General features: G+C 72.1%; 16 protein-coding genes and 1 tRNA gene. 4 read left to right on the top strand and 13 right to left on the bottom strand.

The window, feature by feature from the left end; all coding sequences use genetic code 11:
* Nucleotides 1–87 precede the first annotated feature (87 nt).
* The 4 genes from ACWCV9_RS25555 to ACWCV9_RS25540 all read left to right on the top strand — a co-directional run bounded on the left by ACWCV9_RS25555 (nt 88) and on the right by ACWCV9_RS25540 (nt 5,529).
* On the top strand, nt 88–378 hold the full coding sequence (locus ACWCV9_RS25555) for a hypothetical protein (RefSeq protein ID WP_450789854.1): 291 nt from the start codon (nt 88–90) through the stop codon (nt 376–378).
* Nucleotides 375–2,663 (top strand): TOMM precursor leader peptide-binding protein, encoded by a 2,289-nt coding sequence (locus tag ACWCV9_RS25550; RefSeq protein ID WP_450789852.1) that lies wholly within the window; start codon nt 375–377, stop codon nt 2,661–2,663. Before ACWCV9_RS25555 ends, ACWCV9_RS25550 begins: the two co-directional genes overlap by 4 nt.
* A 44-nt stretch (nt 2,664–2,707) precedes the next feature.
* Entirely contained in the window at nt 2,708–4,183 is a 1,476-nt protein-coding gene (locus ACWCV9_RS25545) for a SagB/ThcOx family dehydrogenase (RefSeq protein ID WP_450789850.1), read from the top strand.
* 110 nt (nt 4,184–4,293) lie between these two features.
* Nucleotides 4,294–5,529: a sensor histidine kinase gene (locus ACWCV9_RS25540; protein WP_450789848.1), complete on the top strand. Its 1,236-nt coding sequence runs from the start codon at nt 4,294–4,296 to the stop codon at nt 5,527–5,529.
* Nucleotides 5,530–5,605: 76 nt separating this feature from the next.
* Here ACWCV9_RS25540 and ACWCV9_RS25535 read toward each other — a convergent pair whose 3' ends face one another.
* The 13 genes from ACWCV9_RS25535 to bldG all read right to left on the bottom strand — a co-directional run bounded on the left by ACWCV9_RS25535 (nt 5,606) and on the right by bldG (nt 24,256).
* Complete coding sequence (locus tag ACWCV9_RS25535; RefSeq protein ID WP_385846797.1) at nt 5,606–6,214, bottom strand: response regulator transcription factor; 609 nt, start codon at nt 6,212–6,214, stop codon at nt 5,606–5,608.
* Nucleotides 6,215–6,440: 226 nt separating this feature from the next.
* On the bottom strand, nt 6,441–7,439 hold the full coding sequence (locus tag ACWCV9_RS25530) for a hypothetical protein (RefSeq protein ID WP_450789846.1): 999 nt from the start codon (nt 7,437–7,439) through the stop codon (nt 6,441–6,443).
* Between the two features lie 323 nt (nt 7,440–7,762).
* Nucleotides 7,763–7,839, bottom strand: a tRNA-Thr gene (locus tag ACWCV9_RS25525).
* A gap of 107 nt (nt 7,840–7,946) precedes the next feature.
* Complete coding sequence (locus ACWCV9_RS25520; protein WP_450789844.1) at nt 7,947–9,530, bottom strand: alpha/beta hydrolase; 1,584 nt, start codon at nt 9,528–9,530, stop codon at nt 7,947–7,949.
* A 109-nt stretch (nt 9,531–9,639) separates the two neighbouring features.
* Complete coding sequence (locus ACWCV9_RS25515) at nt 9,640–10,845, bottom strand: DNA polymerase III subunit delta' (RefSeq protein ID WP_450789842.1); 1,206 nt, start codon at nt 10,843–10,845, stop codon at nt 9,640–9,642.
* 196 nt (nt 10,846–11,041) lie between these two features.
* Nucleotides 11,042–14,440 carry a dTMP kinase gene (gene tmk / locus ACWCV9_RS25510; RefSeq protein ID WP_450789840.1) on the bottom strand — a complete coding sequence of 1,133 codons (3,399 nt, stop codon included), beginning with the start codon at nt 14,438–14,440 and terminating at the stop codon, nt 11,042–11,044.
* 128 nt (nt 14,441–14,568) lie between these two features.
* Complete coding sequence (gene topA / locus ACWCV9_RS25505; protein ID WP_450789838.1) at nt 14,569–17,415, bottom strand: type I DNA topoisomerase; 2,847 nt, start codon at nt 17,413–17,415, stop codon at nt 14,569–14,571.
* Between the two features lie 269 nt (nt 17,416–17,684).
* Nucleotides 17,685–17,882: a hypothetical protein gene (locus ACWCV9_RS25500; protein WP_450789836.1), complete on the bottom strand. Its 198-nt coding sequence runs from the start codon at nt 17,880–17,882 to the stop codon at nt 17,685–17,687.
* Between the two features lie 232 nt (nt 17,883–18,114).
* Complete coding sequence (locus tag ACWCV9_RS25495) at nt 18,115–19,641, bottom strand: DUF7059 domain-containing protein (RefSeq protein WP_450789834.1); 1,527 nt, start codon at nt 19,639–19,641, stop codon at nt 18,115–18,117.
* 108 nt (nt 19,642–19,749) lie between these two features.
* Nucleotides 19,750–20,418, bottom strand: a complete 669-nt coding sequence (locus ACWCV9_RS25490) for a small secreted protein (protein ID WP_450789832.1) — start codon at nt 20,416–20,418, stop codon at nt 19,750–19,752.
* Nucleotides 20,419–20,632: 214 nt separating this feature from the next.
* Complete coding sequence (locus ACWCV9_RS25485; RefSeq protein WP_450789830.1) at nt 20,633–23,053, bottom strand: sodium-translocating pyrophosphatase; 2,421 nt, start codon at nt 23,051–23,053, stop codon at nt 20,633–20,635.
* 273 nt (nt 23,054–23,326) lie between these two features.
* Entirely contained in the window at nt 23,327–23,758 is a 432-nt protein-coding gene (locus ACWCV9_RS25480) for an ATP-binding protein (protein WP_450789828.1), read from the bottom strand.
* Nucleotides 23,759–23,914: 156 nt separating this feature from the next.
* The gene (gene bldG, locus ACWCV9_RS25475; RefSeq protein WP_385846814.1) at nt 23,915–24,256 is read right to left on the bottom strand and encodes an anti-sigma factor antagonist BldG; all 342 of its coding nucleotides are present in this window, start codon (nt 24,254–24,256) and stop codon (nt 23,915–23,917) included.
* Between the last annotated feature and the right edge of the window lie 28 nt (nt 24,257–24,284).

Genomic DNA, 24,284 nt, shown 5'->3' with positions numbered 1-24,284 from the left:
GCTCGGATTTCGTTTACTCCTTGCCTGAACACAGCTCCAGCGCCCATCGCTCGCGGCCGGATCCGGCCCGATCAACGGAGGAAGAGCATGTCCCTCGACAAGGACTGGCGTTTTGCAGAGCTGATCGTCCGCGCCTGGAACGACCCGGGCCTCCGCCTCCGGTACGAACAGAACCCCTACCAGGTGCTGGCCGAGGCCGGTATCCGACCGCTGCCCGGGGAGAGCGCGCCCACGCTGCCGCTGGCCGAGGAACTCGACGTGGTCGTGGACCGCTTCGAACTGCTGCCCGCCGACGCCCCGGCAGCCGCCTTCTGCCTGAGCATCTGCGACATCCAGACCGGCACCGTCCGCAGCGGCGCGGAGGCCCTGACGATATGACCGGACGCAGGGGGAACGAGCGGGCACCGTTGATCGGTTTCAAGCGCCACCTGCGGCTGGAGGTGATCTCGGGGGACGCCGTCTACCTGATGTCGGAACACGGGGTCACCGCGGTCCGCGGCCCCCACCTCGCGGCCCTCGCACCGCTGCTGGACGGCACGCGCGACCTCGCCGGCCTGCTGGAGGCCGCGGCGCCCGACGTTCCTCCTGCGCAGGTCGCGCAGATCGTGGGGCAGCTGACCCGCTGCGGTCTGCTCGGCCACCGCCCGCCCCGGGAGAGCGGCGCCGAGGACCTCGCGGCCCGCGCCTACTGGGACCTCGCCGGCACCGAGGCTCCGGACGGCACCGGGACGGTGAGCATCGTCACCGTCGGCGACCTGGACGACGCCGGGCTGGCCGTCGCGTGCCGGCGCACCGGCATCACCGTCGCCGAGCCCGGCGCTCCCGCCACCCTCGACCTGGTCGTCTGCGCCGACTACCTCGACCCGCGGCTGGCCGGCGTGGACGCGGCCCACCGCGCCGACGGCCGCCCCTGGCTGCTCGCCAAGCCGTGCGGCACCACTGTGTGGGTGGGCCCGGTGTTCCGGCCCGGCACGGAGGCCGGCGCCTGCTGGCACTGCCTGGCCCACCGGCTTCGCGCGCACCGGTGCGCCGAGGCTCCGGTCCGGGTGGCGCGCGGCGGGGCCGCGGTGGACGTACCGCACGCCGGACTTCCGGCCACCCTCGCGCTCGGCGCCCAGATCGCCGCCCTGGAGTGCGTCAAGTGGCTGGCGGGACACCGCGGCGCGGAGCACGACCGCGTGGTCACCCTCGACACGCTGACCCTGACCAGCCGGACGCACCCGCTCACCCGGCGCCCGCAGTGCCCCGAGTGCGGGGACCCCTACCTGATGGGCCGCCAGACGACCCGGCCGGTCGTCCTGACCGGCCGCCACCCCACGGTGCGCACCTTCGGCGGCCACCGCGCCCTGTCCGCGCAGGCGATGCTGGACCGGTACGGCCACCTGGTCGACCCGGTGACCGGCGTGGTGAAGGAGATCCGCCGCGACCGGCGCGGCCCCGAGCTGCTCCACGTCTACCGGGCGGGACACAACCTCGCCCTGACGCCCCGCCATATGGCGGAGCTGAACTCCTCGTTGCGTCAGGAGAGTTCGGGCAAGGGAAGAACCGCGCTGGACGCCCAGGTCAGCGCGTTGTGCGAGGCGTTGGAGCGGGTCAGCGGCCGGTGGCAGGGCGACGAGTTCGTCGTACGGGGCTCGCTCCGCACGCTCGGACCGGACGCCGTGCACCCGGGCGACTGCCAGCTCTGGCACGCGCGCCAGTTCGCCGAACGCGCCCGGTGGAACGCCGGAGGCCACCCCTTCCACCAGGTGGCCGAGGCCTTCGACCCGGACGCGGAGCTGGACTGGTCGCCGGTCTGGTCGCTCACCCGGGAACGACACGTCCTGTTCCCCGCCGCGCTGCTCTACTACGACGTCCCCGACCCGGTCGGCCGGCGGATGGTCCGCGCCGACTCCAACGGCTGCGCGGCCGGCAGCTCGCTGGAGGACGCGGCCCTGCACGGGCTGCTGGAACTCGTCGAACGCGACGCCGTCGCCCTGTGGTGGTACAACCGCACCCGCCAGCCGGGCGTCGACCTGACCGCGTTCGACGATCGCTGGACCGCCGAGGTGCTCCGGACGCACCGCGAGCTCGACCGTGACATCTGGGCGCTGGACCTCACCTCCGACCTCGGCGTGCCGGTGTTCGCCGCGCTGTCCCGGCGCACCGACCGCGCCGCCGAGGGCGGCCCCGAGGACATCGTCTTCGGCTTCGGCGCCCACCCGGACCCGGCGATCGCCCTCTCCCGGGCGGTCACCGAACTGAACCAGATGCTCCCGCCGGTCCTCGACTCCCGCCCGGACGGCACCGGGTACGCCTGTACCGACCCGGTCGCCCTGCACTGGTGGCGCACCGCCGCCCGGGACGCGATGCCCTACCTCGCGCCCGACCCCCGGCTGCCCGCTCGCACCCCGCTCGACTACGGATGGAGCGGCGTCGGAGGCGTGCTCGAGGAGTTCGGGAAACTGCGCCGAACCCTCGAAAGCAAGGGGATGGAGGTGTGCATACTGGATCAGACCCGCCCCGACCTGGGCCTGCCCGTGGTGCGGACCCTGGTCCCCGGCCTGCGGCACTTCTGGCCCCGGTTCGCCCCCGGGAGGCTCTACGACGTCCCGGTGTCCCTCGGCAGAGTCCCCGAGCCGACGCCGTACGAGGGGCTGAACCCGACACCCCTGTTTGTCTGAACCATGCCGAGCCGCGTAACGCCAAGCCCCGAGCAGGAGCGATCGTGCCACCCGTGCACCCCCCGGGCAGTTCAGCGCCCACCTCCCCGATCGAACTGTGGTCACTGCGCGAGGAGACCCTGCTGGAGGAACTCCCGCAGGGTGCCGCCCTGGTGCTGCACTCCCGGTGGGGCGACCTGCGCATCCCGCGCCCCGGAGCGGTGCTCACCGAGACGCTGCGCCGCATGCTGCTCGGCCCCGTCCAGCTCGACAACGTGCCGGGCCTCGACGAACTCGCCACCCGGCTCCGCCTGCTCAACGCGTTGCGGCAGCTGACCGGGCTCGTCGTACGCTCCGTCGGCTCGCCGGACGGCGAGCGGCCCCTGCTGTCCGTGGTGCCGACGGCCACCGGCGCCCGGCTCGAACCGGCGCCGATGCCGGCCGGGCGCATGATGCGGCTGTCGCGGTTCGCGGCTCTGCGTTCCAGCGGGCACGACATGGTGCTGGAGTCGCCGCTGTCGCAGTTCCGCGCCGTCTTCGCACGGCCCGAGGCGGGATGGCTGATCAGCTCGCTGAGCCGGCCCGTCACCCTCGAACGCGCCGCCGAACGGCTGCCGTTGCCCGTCCCGATCGTCGAGGCGGTGGTCTCCCATCTCGTCGCCACCGGCATGGTGGAGGTCGCGGAACAGCCGACGGCGCCCCACGACGCCGTCTTCCCCGAGGACCAGGACCCCGCGCTGCTCCCGTGGTCCGCCGACGACCTGCGCTTCCACTGGAGCAGCCGCCCCGGCGGCCGCGACGGCGACTTCGGCGCCACCTACCCGCTGCGGGGCCGCCAGGAGGAACCGCCCCCGCTCAAGCAGCCACCGGCCGGAACCCGGATCAAGCTGCCCGGCCCGGGCCCCGGCGTCCCCGACTGGGACACCTCCCTGACCGAGATCCTGGAGCGGCGGCGCTCGGTGCGCGACCACGGCCCCAGCGATCTCACCCTCAGCCAGCTCGGTGAGATCCTCTTCCGCTCGCTGCGCGTCCGGGAGCCCGCCGGCCCCGGCGCCCCGCACGAGCCGCCGAGCCGCCCGTACCCGAGCGGCGGCGCGGCGTACGAGCTGGAGTGCTATCTGACCGTGGGCCGGTGCGCCGGCCTGGAACCCGGCATCTACTACTACGACCCCCTCGACCACGCGCTGGTCCGACTGCCCGCCCCCGAGCATCTGGCCGGCGCACTCCTCGACGAGGCACAGGTCAGCGCGGGCATGAGTGCCCGGCCCCCCCTGCTGCTCACCCTGACGGCCAGGTTCGCCCGGGTCTCCTGGAAGTACAGCGGGCTCGCGTACGCGCTGACACTGAAGCACGTCGGCGTGGTGCAGCAGACCCTGTATCTGCTGGCCACCGGCATGGGCCTGGCACCGTGCGCGCTGGGCACCGGCACCACCCAACTGTCGGCCGAAGCGTTCGGGCTGGACTGGCGGGAGGAGTCGGCGGTCGGTGAGTTCATCCTCGGAACTCTCCCGGAGGAACGCGAAACATCCGCAAGGGAGTGACCAATAACCGTCATACCACGCATAGTTGGGTGCAACGTCAAGTACAACAGTGCCATCGGCCGTTGCCCCGATCCGGTGTGACCAGAGGGAGAGCCATGACAGACCGGTACATGGAAAGCCCAGTCAGACAGGAGCCGGGAGTCCGGGTCCTCGGCATCGAGGCTCCTGCGCCTCGGTTCGCACTGGTCGTGGTCTGGACGGTCATCACGGCGTTCCTGACGATGCAGATCGTCGACATCCTCGAGGAGGCGCTCACCGCGGTCACCATCGTGTGCAGCGTCACCGTGCTGCCCGCGATCCTCGGGCTCCAGCTGGTCCACACCCTCCCCCGGTTCCGCCGGCTGCGCGCGCGATACGGACGGTGGACGCTGCTCGCCCAGGCGCTGCTCACCGTCGTGCCCGCCCTTTTACTCGGCTGGCCGTGGGGCGGGATGGGCGGCTTCACCGGCGCGTCCCTGCTGATCCTGCTGCCCCGACGGGTGGCGGTCCCGGCGTTCGGCGCGCTGATCGTGGCCATCGGCGTGGGCACGGCGGGCACCGGCCAGGGCACGGTCGTCAGCGTGCTGTACATGATGATGTCGACGCTGGTCACCGGCATCATCGTGTACAGCCTCACCCTGCTGTCCGACCTCACGCTGGCCGTGCGCGAGGCACAGGAGGACGTCACCCGGGTCGCCGTCATCAGGGAGCGGCTGCGGTTCGCCCGGGACCTGCACGACCTGCTGGGCTTCACCCTGTCGGCGATCACCTTGAAGAGCGAGCTGGCCCACACCCTGGTCAACCGCTCGCCCGAGCGGGCCAGGGCGGAGCTGGAAAGCATCGTCGAGCTGTCACGTCAGGCCCTGCGGGACGTCCGCGAGGTGGCCCGGAGCTACCGTTCGATGTCGCTCCTGACGGAGCTGTCCTCGGCCCGCTCCGTGCTGTCGGCGGCCGGCATAGACGCCCATCTGCGGGTGGACTGCGGCCGGTTGTCGGGGAGCGCCGACACGGTGCTGGCGACGGTGCTGCGTGAGGGTGTCACCAACGTGATCCGGCACAGCAAGGCTTCCCGCTGCACCATCGAGGCGGTCGCCCAGGGAGGCCTGATCAGTCTGCACCTGGCGAACGACGGCGTACCGCCGCGGCTGCGCGAGCTCGGCCGGGGCCGCCCGGAGCTGCTCACCCGGGGCAACGGCGGCCTGTCCAACCTCGCCCTGCGGCTCTCCGAGGTCGGGGGCACCTTCTCCGCCGAGGTGCGCGAGGACGGCTGGTTCCACGTGGAGGCCTCGGCCGCGGCGGACGCCCACGAGACACCGGAGCCGGAGCCGGACGCGGATGCCTCCGGCGACGAGAGCCTGGTGGGGTGAGCACAGGGCCCCGCTCCGGGACCGTGTCCGGTCAGGGGACACGGTCCGGTCGAGCGGCCCCGGGACAAGACGCGGCCTAGAGCCAGCCCGCCTCGCGCGCGATCCGTACCGCATCCAGCCGGTTGCGGGCGTTCAGCTTGACCGAGGTCGAGGTGAGGTAGTTCCGCACGGTGCCCACCGACAGATAGAGCCGGCCCGCGATCTCCGCGACCTCGGCGCCGTCCGCCGCCAGCCGCAGCACCTCCGTCTCGCGCTCGGTCAGCGGGCTGTCCCCGCTGTCCCACGCGGCCACCATGAGATCCGGGTCCACGACCCGTTCGCCCTGGGCCACCCTGCGGATGGCCTGGGCGAGTTGACGCGGCGGCGCGTCCTTCAGGATGAACCCGCGCGCCCCCGCGGCCAGCGCCCGCCGAAACGTTCCTGGACGGCCGAGGCTGGTGAGGATCAGCGTCCGGCACTCCGGAAGCGCGTCGCGCAGCTGGGCCGCCGCGGTGAGTCCGTCCATGCCGGCCAGATCGATGTCGAGGACCGCGACGTCGGGCCGCTGCTCCAGGGCCGTGGGGACGATCTCGTCGCCGTTCGCCAGCTCGGCGATGACGTCGATGTCCTCTTCCAACTCGAGGAGCGCCACCAGGGCGCCTCGCACCATGTGCATGTCCTCGGCAAGCAACACCCTTATGACCAACGCAAGTCCCCCCAGCCACGCTCGCCCGCGAGGGCAGATGTTACTCCGGCCTAGGGGGCCGCTAGCCCCCTAGAAAAGAGTCCGCCCCCTGGGCCGCGGTTCCGGACCTCCCCTGGTCCGTCTGGCCCGGGGCCCACTCTGAACGCGTGTTGGCGTGCACCACAACACAAGAAAGCCCCAGGTCTAAGACTTGGATCGCCGGTCGCGGGATGGTGAGGGCAGAGGCTCAGCCGTCGTAGCACTCGGTGACGAGGAACCGCGTCCCCTCGAGCACCCCTCCGACAGGCACCCCGGCCCACTTCGCGAGCAGGTCCGGCTGGACTTCGATCCGCTTCAGCAGATCGGCGATCTCATCAGCGTCCGGCGCCGTGGGGAGAACACAGCGAACCACCGCACTACCTGTTGCGCTGTCGCACTCCTCGTAGTCCTCGTCGGGGTCATCGGGTACCCAGCGGCCGATCTCGACGTGCCAGGAATCGGCGCCGTCATCACCGGGCTCCGGCGCCTGGACAGACAGGTAGTACCCGTCTGAATCGTACGGCTCAGCGAAGATCGCAAGGTCGTCCTCTTCCAGCCCCCCAAGCATGTCCGGGAACCGAGAACAGGCGGTGACCAGCACCCGCAGGTTCGCGATAGCCTCCTCACGCTCCTTGGGAGTGATCCCTTCTTCGAGACGATCCAGCTGCTCACGCGCCTCACGGCTCAGCATGTCCACCCCGCCGTCATACGTCACGAACGGCCGGCCGAAGTCCCAGGAACGCCGGTGCTCCGTCTCGGACACGGAAGTTCCCTCCGAGTACTCGGCGAGCGCCTCGGACAACTGCCGTGCTTCCGTTTCCAGTTCCGCGTTGATCGCGATGCGGATGGGCTCAGGCACCTCCGTCAGCGCTTCATCCAAATCGGCGAGCGCCTGGTGGAGCTCCAGACAGGCGTACTCGTACCACAAGCTGTGCGCACCACTCAGAAGAGCAGCACGCGAAGCCCGGTCGGTCAGCGCCGCAAGGTGCTTCGTCGGATAGTGCGCCACCCCGTGGTCACGGAGATCATGAACGCTCACCGGGACGGTGGTCAGGGCGGAGATCCGATTGAGCGCTTCGACGATCGGTGCCGCAAGGGCGGATGTGGCCAGGCTCGTCACAGTCGACGACTCGACCCCGCCCGGGCCCCGGTAGGTCGCCAGGATCTGCGTCTTCCCGCGGTTCGCGTGCTGAGAATAGACGGTCATGAGAACGCCCTTTCGACCACCGAACCGAGACAGCCGGGTGGTCACGGAAGAATCGGAGAGAGGCGGTGGCGAGGGCGCGTTTCCGACGCTCCGTACCTCGAAGAGACCGGCGGTAGCCCAGGTCCTATCCCAAGCTCCTTGCCTGCGGGCACCTTAATCGCATGTGTCACCCGCCACAACCAGATTGCCCGGCTTCGCGGCCGAGCCCCCTCCGCCCACGCACCGCTCACGCAAGCCATCCCACGGCACCCCGGCTGTGTGACCCGCCACGCCCCGAGCAACACAAAACCCCAGGTCAGCGACTATCTGACCTGGGGTCTCAATGGAGCCGCTTTCGGGATTCGAACCCGAGACCTACGCATTACGAGTGCGTTGCTCTGGCCATCTGAGCTAAAGCGGCGTGCCAGCCGCACCTATGGTGCGATCAGCGACGTCGGTAAGTCTACACAGTTTCCGGGGGTGCTTCGTACCGGCCCCGGAGCCATCCGCTCCGGGGCCGGGGCGGGGTCAGGTGCAGCGCTTGCCCGCGGGCGGCGGGGTGCCGTGCAGGAGGTAGGTGTCGATCGCCCCGTCGATGCAGGTGCTGCCGCGGCCGAAGGCGGTGTGGCCGTCGCCGACGTAGGTCAGCAGGCGGCCGGAGGCGAGCTGGCCGGCCAGGGAGCGGGCCCAGCGGTAGGGGGTCGCCGGATCGCGGGTGGTGCCGACCACGACGATCGGCGCCGCGCCCTTCGCCTCGATGCGGTGCGGCTCGCCCGTGGCCGCCACCGGCCAGTACGCGCAGTTCAGCGAGGCCCAGGCCAGGCCGTCGCCGAAGACCGGGGACGCCTTCTCGAACTGCGGCAGCGCCGTGCGCACCTGCTCGGGGCCGGTGAAGGCGGGCGGCAGGTCCAGGCAGTTCACGGCCGCGTTGGCCATCATCAGGTTGCTGTAGTGGCCGCGGGCGTCCCGTTCGTAGTAGCTGTCGGAGAGGGCGAGCAGGCCCCCGCCGTCGTTGTGCCGCATCGCCGAGGTGAGCGCGTCGCGCAGCTCCTCCCAGGTCCCCTGGTCGTACATCGCCGCGATCACCCCGGTGGTGGCCAGCGCCTCGCCGAGCTTGCGGCCGTCCGCGTCGCCCGCCGGGAGGGGGTGGGCGTCGAGCCTGCGGAAGAACGCCCTGAGGTGGTCGCCGACCTGCGCGGGCGTCGTACCCCTGCCGCCGAGCGGGCAGCCGGTGTGCCGTACGCAGTCCTTCGCGAACGCCTGGAACGCCGTCTCGAAGCCCGCCGTCTGGTCCAGGTTCATCCGGCGTGCGTCGAGCGAGGGGTCCATCGCGCCGTCCAGCACCATCCGTCCGACCCGGTCCGGGAACAGACCGGCGTAGGTCGCGCCGAGGAAGGTGCCGTACGACGCCCCCACGTAGTTCAGTTTCGGATCACCCAGCACCGCCCGCAGGATGTCCATGTCCCGCGCCGCCTCGACGGTCGAGACATGCCGGAGCAGCCGCGCGGAGTGCGCCCCGCAGCTCTCCGCGAACCTCTTGTCCGCCGCGACCAGCGCGCTGCGCTCCTTCTGGTCGTCGGGGGTCAGGTCGGTCTGCGTGTACGCGTCCATCTGGCGGCCGTCGAGGCACTGGACCGGCTCGCTGCGCGCGACACCCCTCGGGTCCACCGCGACCATGTCGTAGCGGGCACGGACCGCGGCCGGGTAGCCGATGCCCGCGTACTGCTCCAGGTAGCCGACCGCCGAGCCGCCGGGGCCGCCCGGGTTGACCAGCAGCGAACCGAGCGGCCGGGCCTTGCCGGTGGCCGGCTTGCGGGCGACGGCGAGCCGGACCTCACCGGCGCCGGGCCTGGCGTAGTCCAGCGGGGCCTTCATCGTCGCGCACTGGAAACCGGGGACGCCGCAGCCGCGCCAGTGCAGCCGCTGGGTGTAGTACGGCGTGAGTCCCGACGGCGTCGCCCGCGGCAGCGCGGCCAGCGCCACCCGCGCGGTATCGCTCGCCGAGGTGACGGAGCCTCCCGAGGAGCAGGCGGAGACGAGCAGGGCGGCGGTGGCGAGCAGGGTGGCGGCGAGACGGGGAGGGGTGCGGCGGAGGGATGGCCTGGTGTGCATCGATCGAGCGTAACGCTGTGCGACCTGGCTGATGCGCTGCGTGCGGATTGTGGCTCGTACGAGGGACATGGGGGCCTCCGGAGGGAACAGGAGGTGCGGTGCGGTCCGGTCAGCCCGCACGCAGGGCCATGGTCATCGCCTCCACGGCGAGCAGGGGGGCCACATTGCGGTCCAGGGCCTCCCGGCAGGCGCCGATGGCCTCGATGCGGCGGAGCGTGGACTCCGGGGAGCTGCCCCGGGCCAGCCGGTCCAGCGCGTCCTCCGCGTCCGTGTTGGCGATCGCGACCCGCGAGCCGAGCTGGAGGGCGAGGACGTCGCGGTAGAAGGCGGTGAGGTCGCCCAGCGCGACATCGAGGCTGTCCCGCTGGGTGCGGGTTCTGCGGCGCTTCTGCATGTCCTCGAGGTCCTTCATCACGCCCGCCGTGCCGCGCGGCAGCCGGCCGCCCTGGGCCGCGCCGAGCGCCGCCTTCAGCTCCTCGGTCTCCCTGCCGTCCATCTCCTCGGCGAGCTGCTTGGCGTCCTCGGCGGCCGCGTCGACCAGCTCCTGGGCGGCTCTGAGGCAGGCGCCGACCTCGTCGAGGCGCAGCGGCAGCTTCAGCACGGCCGCGCGGCGCTCGCGGGCCGCCGGGTCGGTGGCCAGGCGCCGGGCCCGGTCCACATGCCCCTGGGTGGCTCGGGCGGCGGCCGCCGCGACCTCCGGCTCGATGCCGTCCCGGCGTACGAGCATGTCGGCGACCGCGTCGACCGACGGCGTGCGCAGGTTCAGGTGGCGGCAGCGGGACCGGATGGTCGGCAGGACGTCCTCGATCGAGGGGGCGCAGAGCAGCCAGACCGTGCGCGGGGCGGGCTCCTCGACGGCCTTCAGGACGGCGTTCGCCGACTTCTCGTTCAGCCGCTCGGCGTCCTCGACCAGGATGATCTGCCAGCGGCCGTTCGCCGGGGCGGTGAACGACTTGCGGACCGTGTCGCGCATGTCCCGCACCAGGATCTCGGCGCCGACCGCGGCGACCGTGGTGACATCCGCGTGCGTGCCGAGCAGCGCGGTGTGGCAGCCGTCGCAGAAGCCGCAGCCGGGGGTGGAGCCGAGGGCGCGGTCGGGGCTGACGCATTGCAGGGCCGCGGCGAAGGCCCGCGCCGTCTGGTTGCGGCCCGCTCCGGGCGGGCCCGTGAACAGCCAGGCGTGGGTCATCTTCGACGCCTCGGGCAGCGGCTGGTCCGCCGCGGCGGCCGTGACCAGGGCGTCGGCGTCCCGCGCGGCGGCGTCGAGCACCGCGCTCACCTTCTCCTGCCCGACGAGGTCGTCCCATACGGTCATGGGTCACGCCGCCCTTCCGTCGCACTCCGCGTCCCGCCCTCCATTGTGCGGGTGCCCACTGACAACGCCGACGCCGTCCGACGGCACCGCGGCCGCGGGACAGGACCGGGCGCCGACGCGCCGCGGCGCCCGCCGGTTTCCCGACGGGCGCCGCCCGCTTCCGTGCATCCGGCCGTGACCTGCGGTCACGGCCCGCTCAGCCGCGCCGCCCCCGGCCCCGGCCCGTGCCGCCCCGCTCGTCCCCGGGGTCGGCGTAGTCGCGATCGTCGTAGGAGCCCAGCAGTTCGTCCGCCAGGCTCGGCAGGTCGTCCAGCGGGGTCTCCTCGGCCCAGTCGGGGCGCGGCCGGCGGCGCGGGGTGCCGTCGGCGTCGAGCTGCGGCATCTCGCGCGTACGGTCCTCGGAGCCGTCCGGGTCGGCCGCGGGCCGCTCGTCCCGGAAGAAGCCGGGCGGCACCCGGTCCGCCGGGGCGTCCCGCCGTACGGGCGGCAGGACGGCGGTCTCGTCCGCCGCGCCGGAGGGGACCGGCGGCAGTACGGCGGTCTCGTCCGCCGCACCGGACGGGACCGGCGGCAGTACGGCCGTCTCGTCCGCCGCGCCCTCGGGAGCGGGCACGGGGGGCAGCACCGCCGTCTCGTCCGCCGGTCCGGAGGACACCGGCGGCTGCGGCAGCTCGGCGGTCACCTCAGGGTCGGCGTGGGAATCCTGCGCCGGCTCCGTGCGGTCCGTCTTCGGCGCCGGGCCGCCGCGCTCCTCGCGCACCGGGCGCAGCACCGTCGTCTCGTCGGCCGCCGGGCCGGACGTATCCGCCTCGCCGGACACCGCCGGTGTCGGCACGGTCTCCTCCGTGCCGCGGGGGCCCGGGGACACCACCGGCGTGGGCACGGTCACCGCGTCCGGGGCCACGCCCGGCGCGGCCGGAAGCGGCTTGCCGGGCCGGTCGGCCACCGCGTCGGCCGCCGCGGCTGCCTCGGCCGCCTGCCGGCGCGCCTCCTCGGCCCGCAGCAGCGCCTCCTCGGCCTTGCGCTGCGCCGCCAGCCGACGCGCCTCCTCCTCGGCACGCAGCCGGGCCTGCCGGGCCTCCTCCTCGGCGCGCAGCCGGGCCTCTTCCTCGGCCTGCTTGCGCAGCCGCTCCTGCTCCGCCTTGCGGCGGGCCTCCTCCTCGGCGCGGGCCTTCTCCTCGGCGAGCAGCCGCTGCCGCTCCTCCTCGGCACGGCGGGCCGCTTCCTCGGCCCGGCGCCGGGCCTCCTCGGCCTGGCGTTCGGCTTCGCGGCGCTGCGCCTCCTCCAGCTCGCGGCGCTTGCGCTCCTCCTCCTCGGCGCGCAGCCTGGCGAGCTGCTCCTGGCGCTCGCGCTCCAGACGCTCCTCCTCGGCCTTGCGGGCGGCCTCTTCCTCGGCCTTGCGGCGGGCCTCCTCCTCGGCCTTCTTCCGCGCCTCCTCCTGGGCCTTGATCTCGGCCTCGGACAGCGGCAGCACGGTGTCCAGCCGGTGCCGGATGACGGTGGTCACGGCCTCGGGTTCCTGGCCGGCGTCCACGACCAGGTAGCGGCCGGGGTCGGCGGCGGCCAGGGTGAGGAACCCGGCACGCACGCGTGCGTGGAACTCGGCGGGCTCGGACTCCAGCCGGTCCGGCGCCTCGGTGAACCGCTCCCGGGCGGTCTCCGGGGGGACGTCCAGCAGGACGGTGAGGTGCGGGACCAGCCCGTCGGTGGCCCAGCGGTTGATCCGGGCGATCTCGGTCGGGGACAGATCGCGGCCGGCGCCCTGGTAGGCGACGGAGGAGTCGATGTACCGGTCGGAGATGACCACCGCGCCGCGCTCCAGGGCGGGCCGTACGACGGTGTCGACGTGCTCCGCGCGGTCGGCCGCGTACAGCAGCGCCTCCGCGCGGTGCGACAGGCCCGCCGAGGACACGTCCAGCAGGATCGAGCGCAGCCGCTTGCCCACGGGGGTGGCCCCCGGCTCGCGGGTGAGGACGACTTCGTGGCCCTTGCCGCGGATCCACTCGGCGAGCGCCTCGGCCTGGGTGGACTTGCCGGCGCCGTCGCCGCCCTCCAGGGCGATGAAGAAGCCGGTCGGCGCCGGGACGGTGTCCGGGTCGTCACCGCCGAGCAGCGCGTCCCTGAGGTCCTGGCGCAGCGGGATGCCCGAGCGGTCGTCGACCTTGGCGAGGACCAGCACGGCCACCGGCAGCAGCAGCGCGCCGACCAGCATCAGCGTGAACGAGGCGCCGCCGTGCGCGAAGACGAACCGGCCGTTCTCCAGCCGGTGGCGGCCGATCAGGCCCGCCACGACGGGGGCGACGAGCGCGGCGAGCGCGATGAAGACGCGGACCATCGCGTGCAGGTGCTCGGTGACGCGCGGCCGACGGAAGTCCTCGGTCTCCTGGTCGAGCAGCGCGTGCCCGGTGTTGGCGGCGATACCCGCGCCCGCACCGGCCAGCGTGACGATCAGCAGCACGGTGGTGACGTCCGGAACCAGCCCGGCGCCCAGCAGCGCGACCCCGGTGAAGGCGATCGCGAGGGCGAACAGCCGGCGGCGCGAGAACGAGGGCAGCAGCCCGGGCGCCGTACGGATGCCGAGGGCGACGCCGCCGGTCAGACCGAGCACCAGCAGGCCGTAGAGGACCGGGCCGCCGCCCAGGTCGGCGGCGTGCAGCACGCACACGGCGACGGCGGCCGCGATGGCGCCGGCCACGGCGGCGCAGGCCGGGACGAGCAGCGGGATCGCGCCGGTGCGGCCCTTGTCGACGCCGGTGCCGGTGCGCGGGCGGCGCAGGCCCTCCAGCGGGGACCGCGGGCGCGGGGTGCGGGTGCCGGGCAGGTCCAGGGAGGTCAGCAGGGAGAGGGAGGCGGCGAAGAGACCCGCCGCGACATACGACCCGAGGGCCGCGTGGTGCTGGTCGAACCAGGCGACGCCGGTGCCCAGCAGGTTGTTGACGAGGGAGGCGGCGACCAGGGCGGCGGCCGCCAGCGGGATGGCCAGGAAGCCGGTGCGCAGGGAGAGCCGGCGCAGGGCGTCCAGGTGGTCCGGCAGCGGCCGTACGGTCGCGCCCTCGGGCGGCGGAGCGGGCAGCAGCGCGGGCGCCGCGCTCTCCCGGCACACCGTCCACAGCCGCTCGGCGACGCCGGTGACGAAGGCGGTGACCAGCAGGACGGCGAGGGCGTTGTCCGGGGTCCAGTCGATCCACAGGGGCGCGATGATCAGCAGGACGGCCCGCAGGCCGTCGGCGCCGACCATGGTCCAGCGGCGGTCGAGCGGGCCCTCGGGGCCGGTGAGCGTGGTCAGCGGCCCGAGCAGTACCGCGCCGAAGAGCAGCGTGGCGAGGACCCGGCCGGCGAAGACCATCGCCACTGCGAATGCCACGCCCCGGTAGCCGCCGCCGAAGGCGCCCTGGGCGATCGCCGCCTGGAGGACGAGGACGACCAGGACGAGCAGGGCGAGGGTGTCGCCGACACCGCTCACCAGCTGCGCGCTCCACAGGCGCCGCAGTTGTGGGCGGCGCAACAGGGATCGGACGGCGCGTTCGCGGGAGTCCGCGACCAGGGCGTCGTCCGGGGCGGTGGTGTGGGCCGTTGGCTGCTCGGCTCGCGTCATGCGTTCAGCCTATCCGCAGCCACCGACACCACACCGCCGCACCCTGGCATGTCCATGCCCTGATGCCCCGGTTCTCCGTCAGGTCGGCCTTCCGGGGAGGTCAGGCCGGGGAGGTCAGACCGGAGAGGTCAGCCCTCCGTGCCGGACGCCGCCGCCTTGGACGCCGTCGCCTTCGCGGCGGCCGTCTTCTTCGCGGCCGTCGTCTTCTTGGCGGCCGTCGTCGTCTTCTTCGCGGCCGTCTTCTTGGCGGCGGTCTTCTTCGCCGGAGCCGCCTTCTTGGCCGTCGCCTTGGTGGCGGCCTTCTTCGCGGTCTTCTTGGCCGGCCCCTTGGCACGCTTCTCGGCGAGCAGCTCGAAGCCGCGCTCCGGGGTGATCTCCTCGACGCTGTCACCGGAGCGCAGGGTCGCGTTGGTCTCGCCGTCGGTGACGTACGGACCGAAGCGGCCGTCCTTGACCACGACCGGCTTGCCGGAGACCGGGTCCTCGCCCAGCTCCTTCAGCGGCGGCTTGGCGGCGGCCCGGCCACGCTGCTTCGGCTGGGCGTAGATCGCCTGCGCCTCCTCCAGCGTGATCGTGAAGATCTGGTCCTCGGACTGCAACGAGCGCGAGTCCGTGCCCTTCTTCAGATACGGGCCGTAGCGGCCGTTCTGCGCGGTGATCTCCTGGCCGTCGGTGTCGGTGCCGACCGTCCGCGGCAGCGACATCAGCCGCAGCGCGTCGTCCAGGGTCACCGTGTCCAGCGCCATGGACTTGAAGAGCGAGGCCGTACGCGGCTTGACCGCGTTCTTGCCGGTCTTCGGGGTGCCCTCGGGGAGGATCTCGGTGACGTACGGGCCGTAGCGGCCGTCCTTGGCGACGATCGTGTGGCCGGTGGCCGGGTCGGTGCCCAGCTCGAAGTCGCCGCTGGGCTTGGCCAGCAGCTCCTCGGCCAGCTCGACGGTCAGCTCGTCCGGCGCCAGGTCGTCGGGGATGTCGGCGCGCTGGTGCTGCTCGGTGTCCTTCTCGCCGCGCTCGATGTACGGCCCGTAGCGGCCGACGCGGAGCACGATGTCGTTGCCCACCGGGAACGACGACACCTCGCGCGCGTCGATCGCGCCCAGGTCGGTCACCAGTTCCTTGAGGCCGCCGAGGTGGTCGCCGTCGCCGTTGCCGGCGTCGGCCGCGCCGCCCGTGGCAGTGCCCTCGCCGAAGTAGAAGCGCTTCAGCCACGGCACGGCCTGGGCCTCACCGGCCGCGATGCGGTCGAGGTCGTCCTCCATCTTCGCGGTGAAGTCGTAGTCGACCAGTCGCCCGAAGTGCTTCTCCAGCAGGTTGACGACGGCGAAGGACAGGAAGGACGGCACCAGGGCCGTGCCCTTCTTGAAGACATAGCCGCGGTCGAGGATCGTGCCGATGATCGACGCGTACGTCGACGGGCGGCCGATCTCCCGCTCTTCCAGCTCCTTGACCAGCGAGGCCTCGGTGTAGCGGGCCGGGGGCTTGGTGGCGTGGCCGTCGGCGGTGATCTCCTCGGCGGACAGCGCGTCGCCCTCGGCGACCTGCGGCAGCCGGCGCTCGCGGTCGTCCAGCTCGGCGTTCGGGTCGTCGGCACCCTCGACGTAGGCCTTCAGGAAGCCGTGGAACGTGATCGTCTTGCCGGAGGCGCTGAACTCGACGTCCCGGCCGTCGGCCGCGGTGCCGCCGATCTTCACCGTCACGCTGTTGCCGGTCGCGTCCTTCATCTGGGAGGCGACGGTCCGCTTCCAGATCAGCTCGTACAGCTTGAACTGGTCACCGGTCAGGCCGGTCTCGGCGGGAGTGCGGAAACGATCACCCGAGGGGCGGATCGCCTCGTGGGCCTCCTGCGCGTTCTTCACCTTCGCGGCGTACGTACGCGGCTGCGGCGGCAGGTAGTCGGCGCCGTAGAGCTGCGTGACCTGCGCGCGGGCCGCGGCGATCGCGGTCTCGCTCAGCGTCGTCGAGTCCGTACGCATGTACGTGATGTAGCCGTTCTCGTACAGCTTCTGGGCGACCTGCATGGTCGCCTTCGCGCCGAAGCCGAGCTTGCGGCTGGCCTCCTGCTGGAGCGTCGTCGTACGGAACGGGGCGTACGGCGAGCGGCGGTACGGCTTGGACTCCACGGACCGGACGGAGAAGCGGGTGTTCTCCAGGGCGGTGGCGAGGGCGCGGGCGGTGGCCTCGTCCAGGTGGAGGATGTTCGCGCTCTTGAGCTGTCCCACGGAGTCGAAGTCGCGGCCCTGCGCGATCCGCCTGCCGTCGACGGTCTGGAGGCGGGCGACCAGCGACGACGGGTCCGACGGATCCCCCGCGCGGCCGGTCGAGAAGGTGCCCGTCAGGTCCCAGTACTCGGCAGAACGAAACGCGATGCGCTCGCGTTCCCGCTCCACGACGAGACGGGTCGCGACGGACTGGACACGGCCGGCCGACAGGCGCGGCATGACCTTCTTCCACAGGACCGGCGAGACCTCGTAGCCGTAGAGGCGGTCGAGGATGCGGCGGGTCTCCTGGGCGTCGACCAGCTTCTGGTTGAGCTGGCGCGGGTTGGCGACGGCCTCCCGGATCGCGTCCTTGGTGATCTCGTGGAACACCATCCGCTTGACCGGGATCTTCGGCTTGAGGACCTCCTGGAGGTGCCAGGCGATCGCCTCGCCCTCCCGGTCCTCATCGGTGGCGAGGAACAGCTCGTCGGATTCCTTCAGCAGGTCCTTGAGCTTCTTGACCTGCGCCTTCTTGTCGGCGTTGACCACATAGATCGGCTGGAAGTCATGTTCGACGTCCACACCGAGGCGGCGAACCTCACCGGTGTACTTCTCCGGCACCTCCGCGGCACCGTTGGGAAGGTCGCGGATGTGCCCGACGCTCGCCTCGACGATGTAGCCGGGGCCGAGGTAGCCCTTGATCGTCTTCGCCTTGGCAGGCGACTCGACGATGACGAGTCGGCGGCCGCCCTGTGCGGTCTCGCTGGTCGGGGACAACTTCGCTCTTCTCTCCGGTCGACGCTGTGGCCTCCCCAGGCCTTCGTCCCGGGGTCGCGGCGTACTGCTGGCTCGTGTGACGCTGCGGAGTGTGACGGTACATCCCGCCCCCGTGTCAAACGGGAAAAGCCCACAACGGCCACTCGAACGGTAACCCGACTACCGCCATTCCTGCCGCCCGGAGTACCGGGTACCCCCTCGGGGCCTGTCCGGAGCGCGTCGCTCCTCTTACTTCCGCGACACCCCGGTCCCAGGCACGCCCGCCGACGTCAGAGCCGGGTCAGGCAGTACCCGCCGAGCACCAGCGCGACGGTTCCGGCGACGCTCGCGACGACCGCCGATGGGAGGTGCCTCACACCGTCCGCCACCGGCTCCCCGCGCCGCAGCCGGACCCCGGTCCAGGTCAGCAGAGCCGCGCCGAACAGGGCGAACACCGCTCCCGCGTAGATCGCCGGCCCGCTCTCCATCGCCCCGCGCCCCTTCCGTGCCGTCCGGCTCCGCCCAGCGCCGGGAGGGTGGCACGCGCGGAAGACGGGCGGACGACATCGGGGTGAACGGAGGACCGGCGCGACACCGGACGGGCACCCGAGGGCCACCCACCCGAACACCGCACCCCATGCTTTCCGGCCGTTTTCCGGAGCGTACGGCGCCGGTCCCCCGCCCTGGCCCTCGGCGCCCCCGCCCTTGTCCGCCTCGGCGCTACGCCACCGGCGCCGGCTCCAGGAAGCCCTGTTCCACCAGCAGCCGGATCTGCGCCGGGGTGCGGTCGCGGAGCAGAACCGGGTCCTCGCCGACCAGCTGGGCGATGGCGTCCAGGATGCGGCCCGCGCTCAGCGTGCCGTCGCACACGCCCGCGAAGCCCGCGCCGACCGTGTCCACCTTGGTCGCCCGGCGCATACCGCGGTTCTGGCGCAGCACCACATGCTCGGGGTCCTCGGCGCCGGGCAGCCCGACCTGCTCCTGGACCACCTCCGCAGCGAGCCTGAAGTGGCTGGCGAGCAGGGCCGCGTCGTCGTGCTCACGGAGATAGTCGAGGCGCTCGAAGTGGGCCAGGATGGCGTCCCCGAGCGGCTGTTCGACCGGGTGGGGCCACTCCTCCACGGTGACGGACGGCTCCGCGGCGCCGCTCCTGCGCAGCGTGATCCAGCCGAAGCCGACCGCCTTCACCTTGCGCGCCTCGAACTCGTCGAGCCAGGCGTCGTAGCGCGCCTGGTACTCCGCCGGGTCCCCACGGTGGTCACCGGCGTCCCTCAGCCACAGCTCGGCGTACTGCGTGATGTCCTGCACCTCGCGCTGCACGATCCAGGCGTCGCACCCGCTCGGCACCCATGACCTGAGTCTGTCCTGCCAGTCCTCCCCTGCCACGTGCTGCCAGTTGGCGAGGAACTGCGCGAACCCGCCCTCGTTCAGCCGTTCCCCCGCCTGCTGAACGAGCGAGCGGCACAGATCGTCCCCGCCCATGCCGCCGTCCCGGTAGGTCAGCCGGGCGCCGGGCGAGATCACGAACGGCGGGTTGGAGACGATGAGATCGAAGGTCTCGTCGTCCCGGACCGGTGCGAACAGCGAGCCCTCGCGCAGCTCGGCGGCGGGCGCGCCGGAGAGCGCGAGCGTGAGGGCGGTGATGTGCAGCGCACGCGGGTTGACGTCGGTCGCCGTCACGCGCGTGGCGTGCTGGGCGGCGTGCAGCGCCTGGATGCCGGAACCGGTGCCGAGGTCCAGGGCGGAGGCGACCGGGGTGCGGACGGTGATGCCGGCGAGGGTGGTGGAGGCACCGCCGACCCCGAGGACGACACCCTCGTCGCGGCGTCCGATGCCGCCCGCGCCGCCGACCGCGCAGCCGAGGTCGGAGACGATGAACCAGTCCTCGCCGTCGGGGCCGCCGTAGGGCCGTACATCCACCGTCGCGGCGACCTCGTCGCCGCCCACGCGCCTGAGCCACCCGGCTTCCAGGGCCTCCTCGACCGGCAGGATCGCCGCCACGCGCGCGTGGGGCACCGGCTGCTGGAGCAGGAAGAGTCGTACGAGCGTCTCCAGCGGCGTGTCGCCGCGGGTCGCGCGCAGGGCGGGCACGGTCTCGCTGCGGGCCAGCGCCGCGTAGGCGGGGGCGCCGAGCAGCTCGAGCAGACCGTCGGCGGTGAAGGAGGCGGCCAGCAGGGCGTCCCTTAGGCGTGCGGCGATGTCGGGCCGGTCGGCGGCGGGCAGGGGGGCGAGTCCGGTGTCAGTCACGCCCCCATTGTGTCCCGGAGGCGGCCGCGGGGCCGGTCCGCGCGCCCTCCGCACGCCCGGAGCCGGTCCGCCGAGGGCAATGACACGCCCCCTCGGCGGACCGACGTGTCAGCCCTTCTTGGAGGACGCCGACGCCGACGGGGACGACGCCGGAGACGACGGCGCCGACGACGAGGGCGCCGGCGAGGCCGTGGCCGACTCGGCGACCTTCTTGCAGCTGGCCTGCTGGGCGATCGCGTCCTGGACCTCGCCCTGCTGGAGGTTCTTCAGCGCCTCGGTGCCGCTCTGGTGCTTCTTCTCCAGGTCGGCCATCTGCACCGCGACATCGTGCAGCCCGGAGGCGAACTTCGCCTGGTCCTTGGTGTTCAACGCGTCGACCTGCTTCTTCAGGTCGGCGTAGGAGGCGGAGAGGCTGTTGAAGCTCTTCACGACGGCCTGGAGCCGCTTGACGCCGCCCTCGACCCCGGGAGGCGCGCCCGCCTTGCCGACGGCGGTGGCGATCGCCTTGTAGCCGTCGGCCATGTCCTGGAAGGCCTGCGAGTCCGTCTTCTGCAACTCCTGCGGCTTGGCGGTGTCGGCGGCCGTGGTGCTGATCGCCGCGTTGGCCGCCTTGATCTTCGCGTCCTGTGCGGGCACCGCGTCGCACACCGACTTGGCCCAGGAGACGAGCTTGGGGTCGGGGCCCTTGCTGCCACCGCTGCTGCTGCTGGTGCACCCCGTCAACGCCACCACCAGTACCGCACCGCCGGACAGTGCGGCCGTGAGCTTCTTGTTCACCGGATTGGTCCCTTCCATGGCTCTCGGCCCACGGACCCTACACGGCGGACACACACCCCCCGCAGCACGAACATCCCCTATGCGTATTTTCATGCGGGTTTGCACCGCCCGAGAGAAGGCTCACGACGTGGGCGTGCCCACAGACGCGGGCGGGCGGGCGGCGCGTCAGTACGCGCCACCCGCCCGCCCGTTGAGCAGGGCTTCCCCACGACAGCTACGAAACAACCGCCGTACCCGGCGAGTTGGCGACCCGCTCGGCACTCTCGTCGTCGTCGCCCACGGCGATCCCGCGCCGCTTCGAGACGTACACCGCACCGACGATCACCAGGAGCGCGAGCACCGCGATCCCGATCCGCACGCCGAGGCTCTTGTCGTGGCCGTAGGAGAACTTGATCACCGCGGGCGCGATGAGCAGCGAGACGAGGTTCATCACCTTCAGCAGCGGATTGATCGCGGGGCCCGCGGTGTCCTTGAAGGGGTCGCCGACCGTGTCGCCGATCACCGTGGCCGCGTGGGCCTCACTGCCCTTGCCGCCGTGGTGGCCGTCCTCCACCAGCTTCTTGGCGTTGTCCCAGGCGCCGCCGGAGTTGGCGAGGAACACCGCCATCAGCGTGCCCGCGCCGATGGCGCCGGCGAGATAGGAGCCGAGCGAGCCGACGCCGAGCGTGAACCCGACGAAGATCGGCGCCATGACGGCCAGCAGACCGGGCGTGGCCAGCTCCCGCAGGGCGTCCTTGGTACAGATGTCGACGACCTTGCCGTACTCGGGCTTCTGACTGAAGTCCATGATCCCGGGCTTCTCCCGGAACTGCCGGCGCACCTCGAACACCACCGAACCCGCCGACCGGGACACGGCGTTGATGGCCAGTCCGGAGAAGAGGAACACGACCGCGGCACCCGCGATGAGGCCGACGAGGTTGTTGGGCTGCGAGATGTCCAGGGACAGGCTCAGCGGCGCGCCCGGCCCGGTGAGCTTCTCCCCGACGTCCTGCACATTGGTGGTGATCGCGTCACGGTACGACCCGAACAGCGCCGATGCGGCGAGGACGGCCGTGGCGATCGCGATGCCCTTGGTGATGGCCTTGGTGGTGTTGCCGACGGCGTCCAGGTTGGTGAGCACCTGCGCGCCCGCGCCCTGGACGTCACCGGACATCTCGGCGATGCCCTGCGCGTTGTCGGAGACCGGACCGAAGGTGTCCATGGCGACGATCACACCGACCGTGGTGAGCAGGCCGGTGCCGGCCAGCGCCACCGCGAACAGCGCCAGCATGATCGACGTACCGCCGAGCAGGAACGCGCCGTACACGCCCAGCCCGATGAGCAGCGCGGTGTAGACGGCCGACTCCAGACCCACGGAGATACCGGAGAGGACGACGGTGGCGGGGCCGGTGAGGGAGGTCTTGCCGATGTCCCGGACCGGGCGCCGGGTGGTCTCGGTGAAGTAGCCGGTCAGCTGCTGGATGACGGCGGCGAGCAGGATGCCGATGGCGACGGCCACCAGGGCGAGGACCCGGGGGTCGCCGTCCTTGCCGCGGATCGCCGCGTCCGTGACGCCGTGCAGCCCGGAGTACGTCGAGGGCAGGTAGACGAAGACCGCGACCGCCACCAGGGCCAGCGAGATCACCGCGGAGATGAAGAAGCCGCGGTTGATCGCCGTCATACCGCTGCGGTCGGCACGGCGCGGGGCGACCGCGAAGATGCCGATCATCGCGGTGATCACTCCGATGGCGGGCACCAGCAGCGGGAAGGCGAGTCCCGAGTCGCCGAAGGCGGCCTTGCCGAGGATCAGCGCGGCCACCAGGGTGACGGCGTACGACTCGAACAGGTCGGCCGCCATGCCGGCGCAGTCGCCGACGTTGTCGCCCACGTTGTCGGCGATGGTCGCGGCATTGCGCGGATCGTCCTCCGGAATGCCCTGCTCGACCTTGCCGACCAGGTCGGCGCCGACGTCGGCGGCCTTGGTGAAGATGCCGCCGCCCACCCGCATGAACATGGCGATCAGGGCGGCGCCGAGGCCGAAGCCCTCCAGCACCTTCGGTGCGTCGGCCGCGTACACCAGCACCACACAGGAGGCGCCCAGCAGGCCGAGCCCCACCGTGAACATGCCGACGACGCCGCCCGTGCGAAATGCGATCTTCATCGCCTTGTGCGAAACGGCGGTGAGATCTTTTTCGGGTTCACCGGCCGCCGGAGTCGCTTCCCGGGCCGCCGCGGCGACCCGCACATTGCTGCGTACGGCGAGCCACATGCCGATATAGCCGGTGGCCGCCGAGAACGCCGCGCCGATCAGGAAGAACACCGAACGTCCGGCACGCTGATTCCAGTCGTCCGCCGGCAGCAGCATGAGCAGGAAGAACACGACGACGGCGAATACGCCGAGCGTGCGCAACTGCCGGGCGAGATACGCCTTGGCGCCTTCCTGCACCGCCCCGGCGATCTCTTTCATGCTGTCGGTTCCCTCGTCCGCCGCCAGCACCTGGCGCACCAGGAGCCCCGCGACCACCAGCGCGGCCAGCGCGACCACGCCGATGACGGCCACGAGGATCCGGTTGTCGTCGGTCAGGACCGCGGCCACGAGGGATGTGGAACGGCCCCACTGGGGGGTGGCCCACTCAGGGGTAGAAAGCCCCGCCATTCGTCCTCCTTGACGCTTGGGCTGAGCTCAAGATGTGGACGGATTGTAGGTACCCCCGTGTGATCTCAACAGAGCACGGTAAACGGAATTAGCCTCCACTGGCTCATCGCAAATGATCGCCCTCGCGCTACACGCCTCGAATGGCGTAATGCCTTCGAGGCATTCTCGGCCGACGGCGAATGATCGTGAATTACTTCACGAATTCCGGGCTGCGCCGGAAACGACGAAGGGCCCTGCGTGGCAGGGCCCTTCGAGACGTTCGGCGGAGGCGGTTCAGAGCAGCGCCGTGACCGGGGGCGCGGTCGGCCAGGTCATGCGGATCAGACCGCCGTCCAGCCCCGTGGTGACCTGGACGTCGTCGACGAGGCCGCTGATCACCGCGAGGCCCATCTCGTCCTCCTCGACCTCCGGCTCGCCGTCCGCTGCGCCGGGCGTGTCGCCGCCCGGCACGGCATGCGGGGCCTTGTCGCCGACCTCGATGGAGAACTGTTTCTCCTCCTCGATCAGCGCCACCTTCACCGGCGCCGTGATGCCGCTGTTCTGATGCAGTCCGACGGCACGGGAGCAGGCCTCGCCCACGGCGAGCCGGACCTCGTCCAGGACGGCCTCGTCCACTCCGGCCCTGCGCGCCACCGCGGCCGCCACCAGCCGGGCGGTCCGGACGTGCTCGGGCAGCGCGCTGAAGCGGAGTTCCACGGTGGCCATGCATCCCCCTCGCGACTACGGGCGTGCGGTCGGGGCGGGGCCGCCGAGGGCCGCACCCCCTGCTGTACTGCTGTGGCCGGGCCGCTTGCCCGGCCCGGGGACAGGACCGGCCCGCGCCGGACCGCGAGGCGGTCCGGCGCCGGCGAACGGCCCGGATCAGTCGGTGGCCTGCACCGCGTCCTCGACCGAGGTGTGGATCGGGAACACCTTGGTGAGGCCCGTGATGCGGAAGATCTTGAGAATGCGCTCCTGGTTGCAGACCAGGCGCAGCGAGCCCTCGTGGGCACGCACTCGCTTCAGGCCTCCGACCAGCACGCCGAGCCCGGTGGAGTCGAGGAAGTCCACGCCCTCCATGTCGACGACGAGGTGGAAATTCCCGTCGTTCACCAGCTCGACCAGCTGCTCGCGCAGCTTGGGCGCGGTATACACGTCGATTTCACCACCGACTCGGACGACCGTACGATCGCCGATGGTCTCGGTCGACAGGGACAGGTCCACGGATCCTCCAGCACCTTGCTATCGAGCG

The organism is Streptomyces sp. NPDC001606 (genome assembly GCF_053596835.1).
The sequence above is the reverse complement of the archived record's forward strand: the minus strand, read 5'-3'. Positions and strand labels throughout refer to the sequence as shown.

Excerpts from the sequence above, each read along its gene's own strand:
- tmk (WP_450789840.1), bottom strand. The coding sequence starts at position 14,440 with ATGACGCGAGCCGAGCAGCCAACGGCCCACACCACCGCCCCGGACGAC.
- ACWCV9_RS25530 (WP_450789846.1), bottom strand. The coding sequence starts at position 7,439 with ATGACCGTCTATTCTCAGCACGCGAACCGCGGGAAGACGCAGATCCTG.
- ACWCV9_RS25550 (WP_450789852.1), top strand. The coding sequence starts at position 375 with ATGACCGGACGCAGGGGGAACGAGCGGGCACCGTTGATCGGTTTCAAG.
- ACWCV9_RS25480 (WP_450789828.1), bottom strand. The coding sequence starts at position 23,758 with ATGGCCACCGTGGAACTCCGCTTCAGCGCGCTGCCCGAGCACGTCCGG.
- ACWCV9_RS25500 (WP_450789836.1), bottom strand. The coding sequence starts at position 17,882 with ATGGAGAGCGGGCCGGCGATCTACGCGGGAGCGGTGTTCGCCCTGTTC.
- ACWCV9_RS25555 (WP_450789854.1), top strand. The coding sequence starts at position 88 with ATGTCCCTCGACAAGGACTGGCGTTTTGCAGAGCTGATCGTCCGCGCC.
- ACWCV9_RS25485 (WP_450789830.1), bottom strand. The coding sequence starts at position 23,053 with ATGGCGGGGCTTTCTACCCCTGAGTGGGCCACCCCCCAGTGGGGCCGT.
- ACWCV9_RS25540 (WP_450789848.1), top strand. The coding sequence starts at position 4,294 with ATGGAAAGCCCAGTCAGACAGGAGCCGGGAGTCCGGGTCCTCGGCATC.
- ACWCV9_RS25520 (WP_450789844.1), bottom strand. The coding sequence starts at position 9,530 with ATGCACACCAGGCCATCCCTCCGCCGCACCCCTCCCCGTCTCGCCGCC.
- ACWCV9_RS25515 (WP_450789842.1), bottom strand. The coding sequence starts at position 10,845 with ATGACCGTATGGGACGACCTCGTCGGGCAGGAGAAGGTGAGCGCGGTG.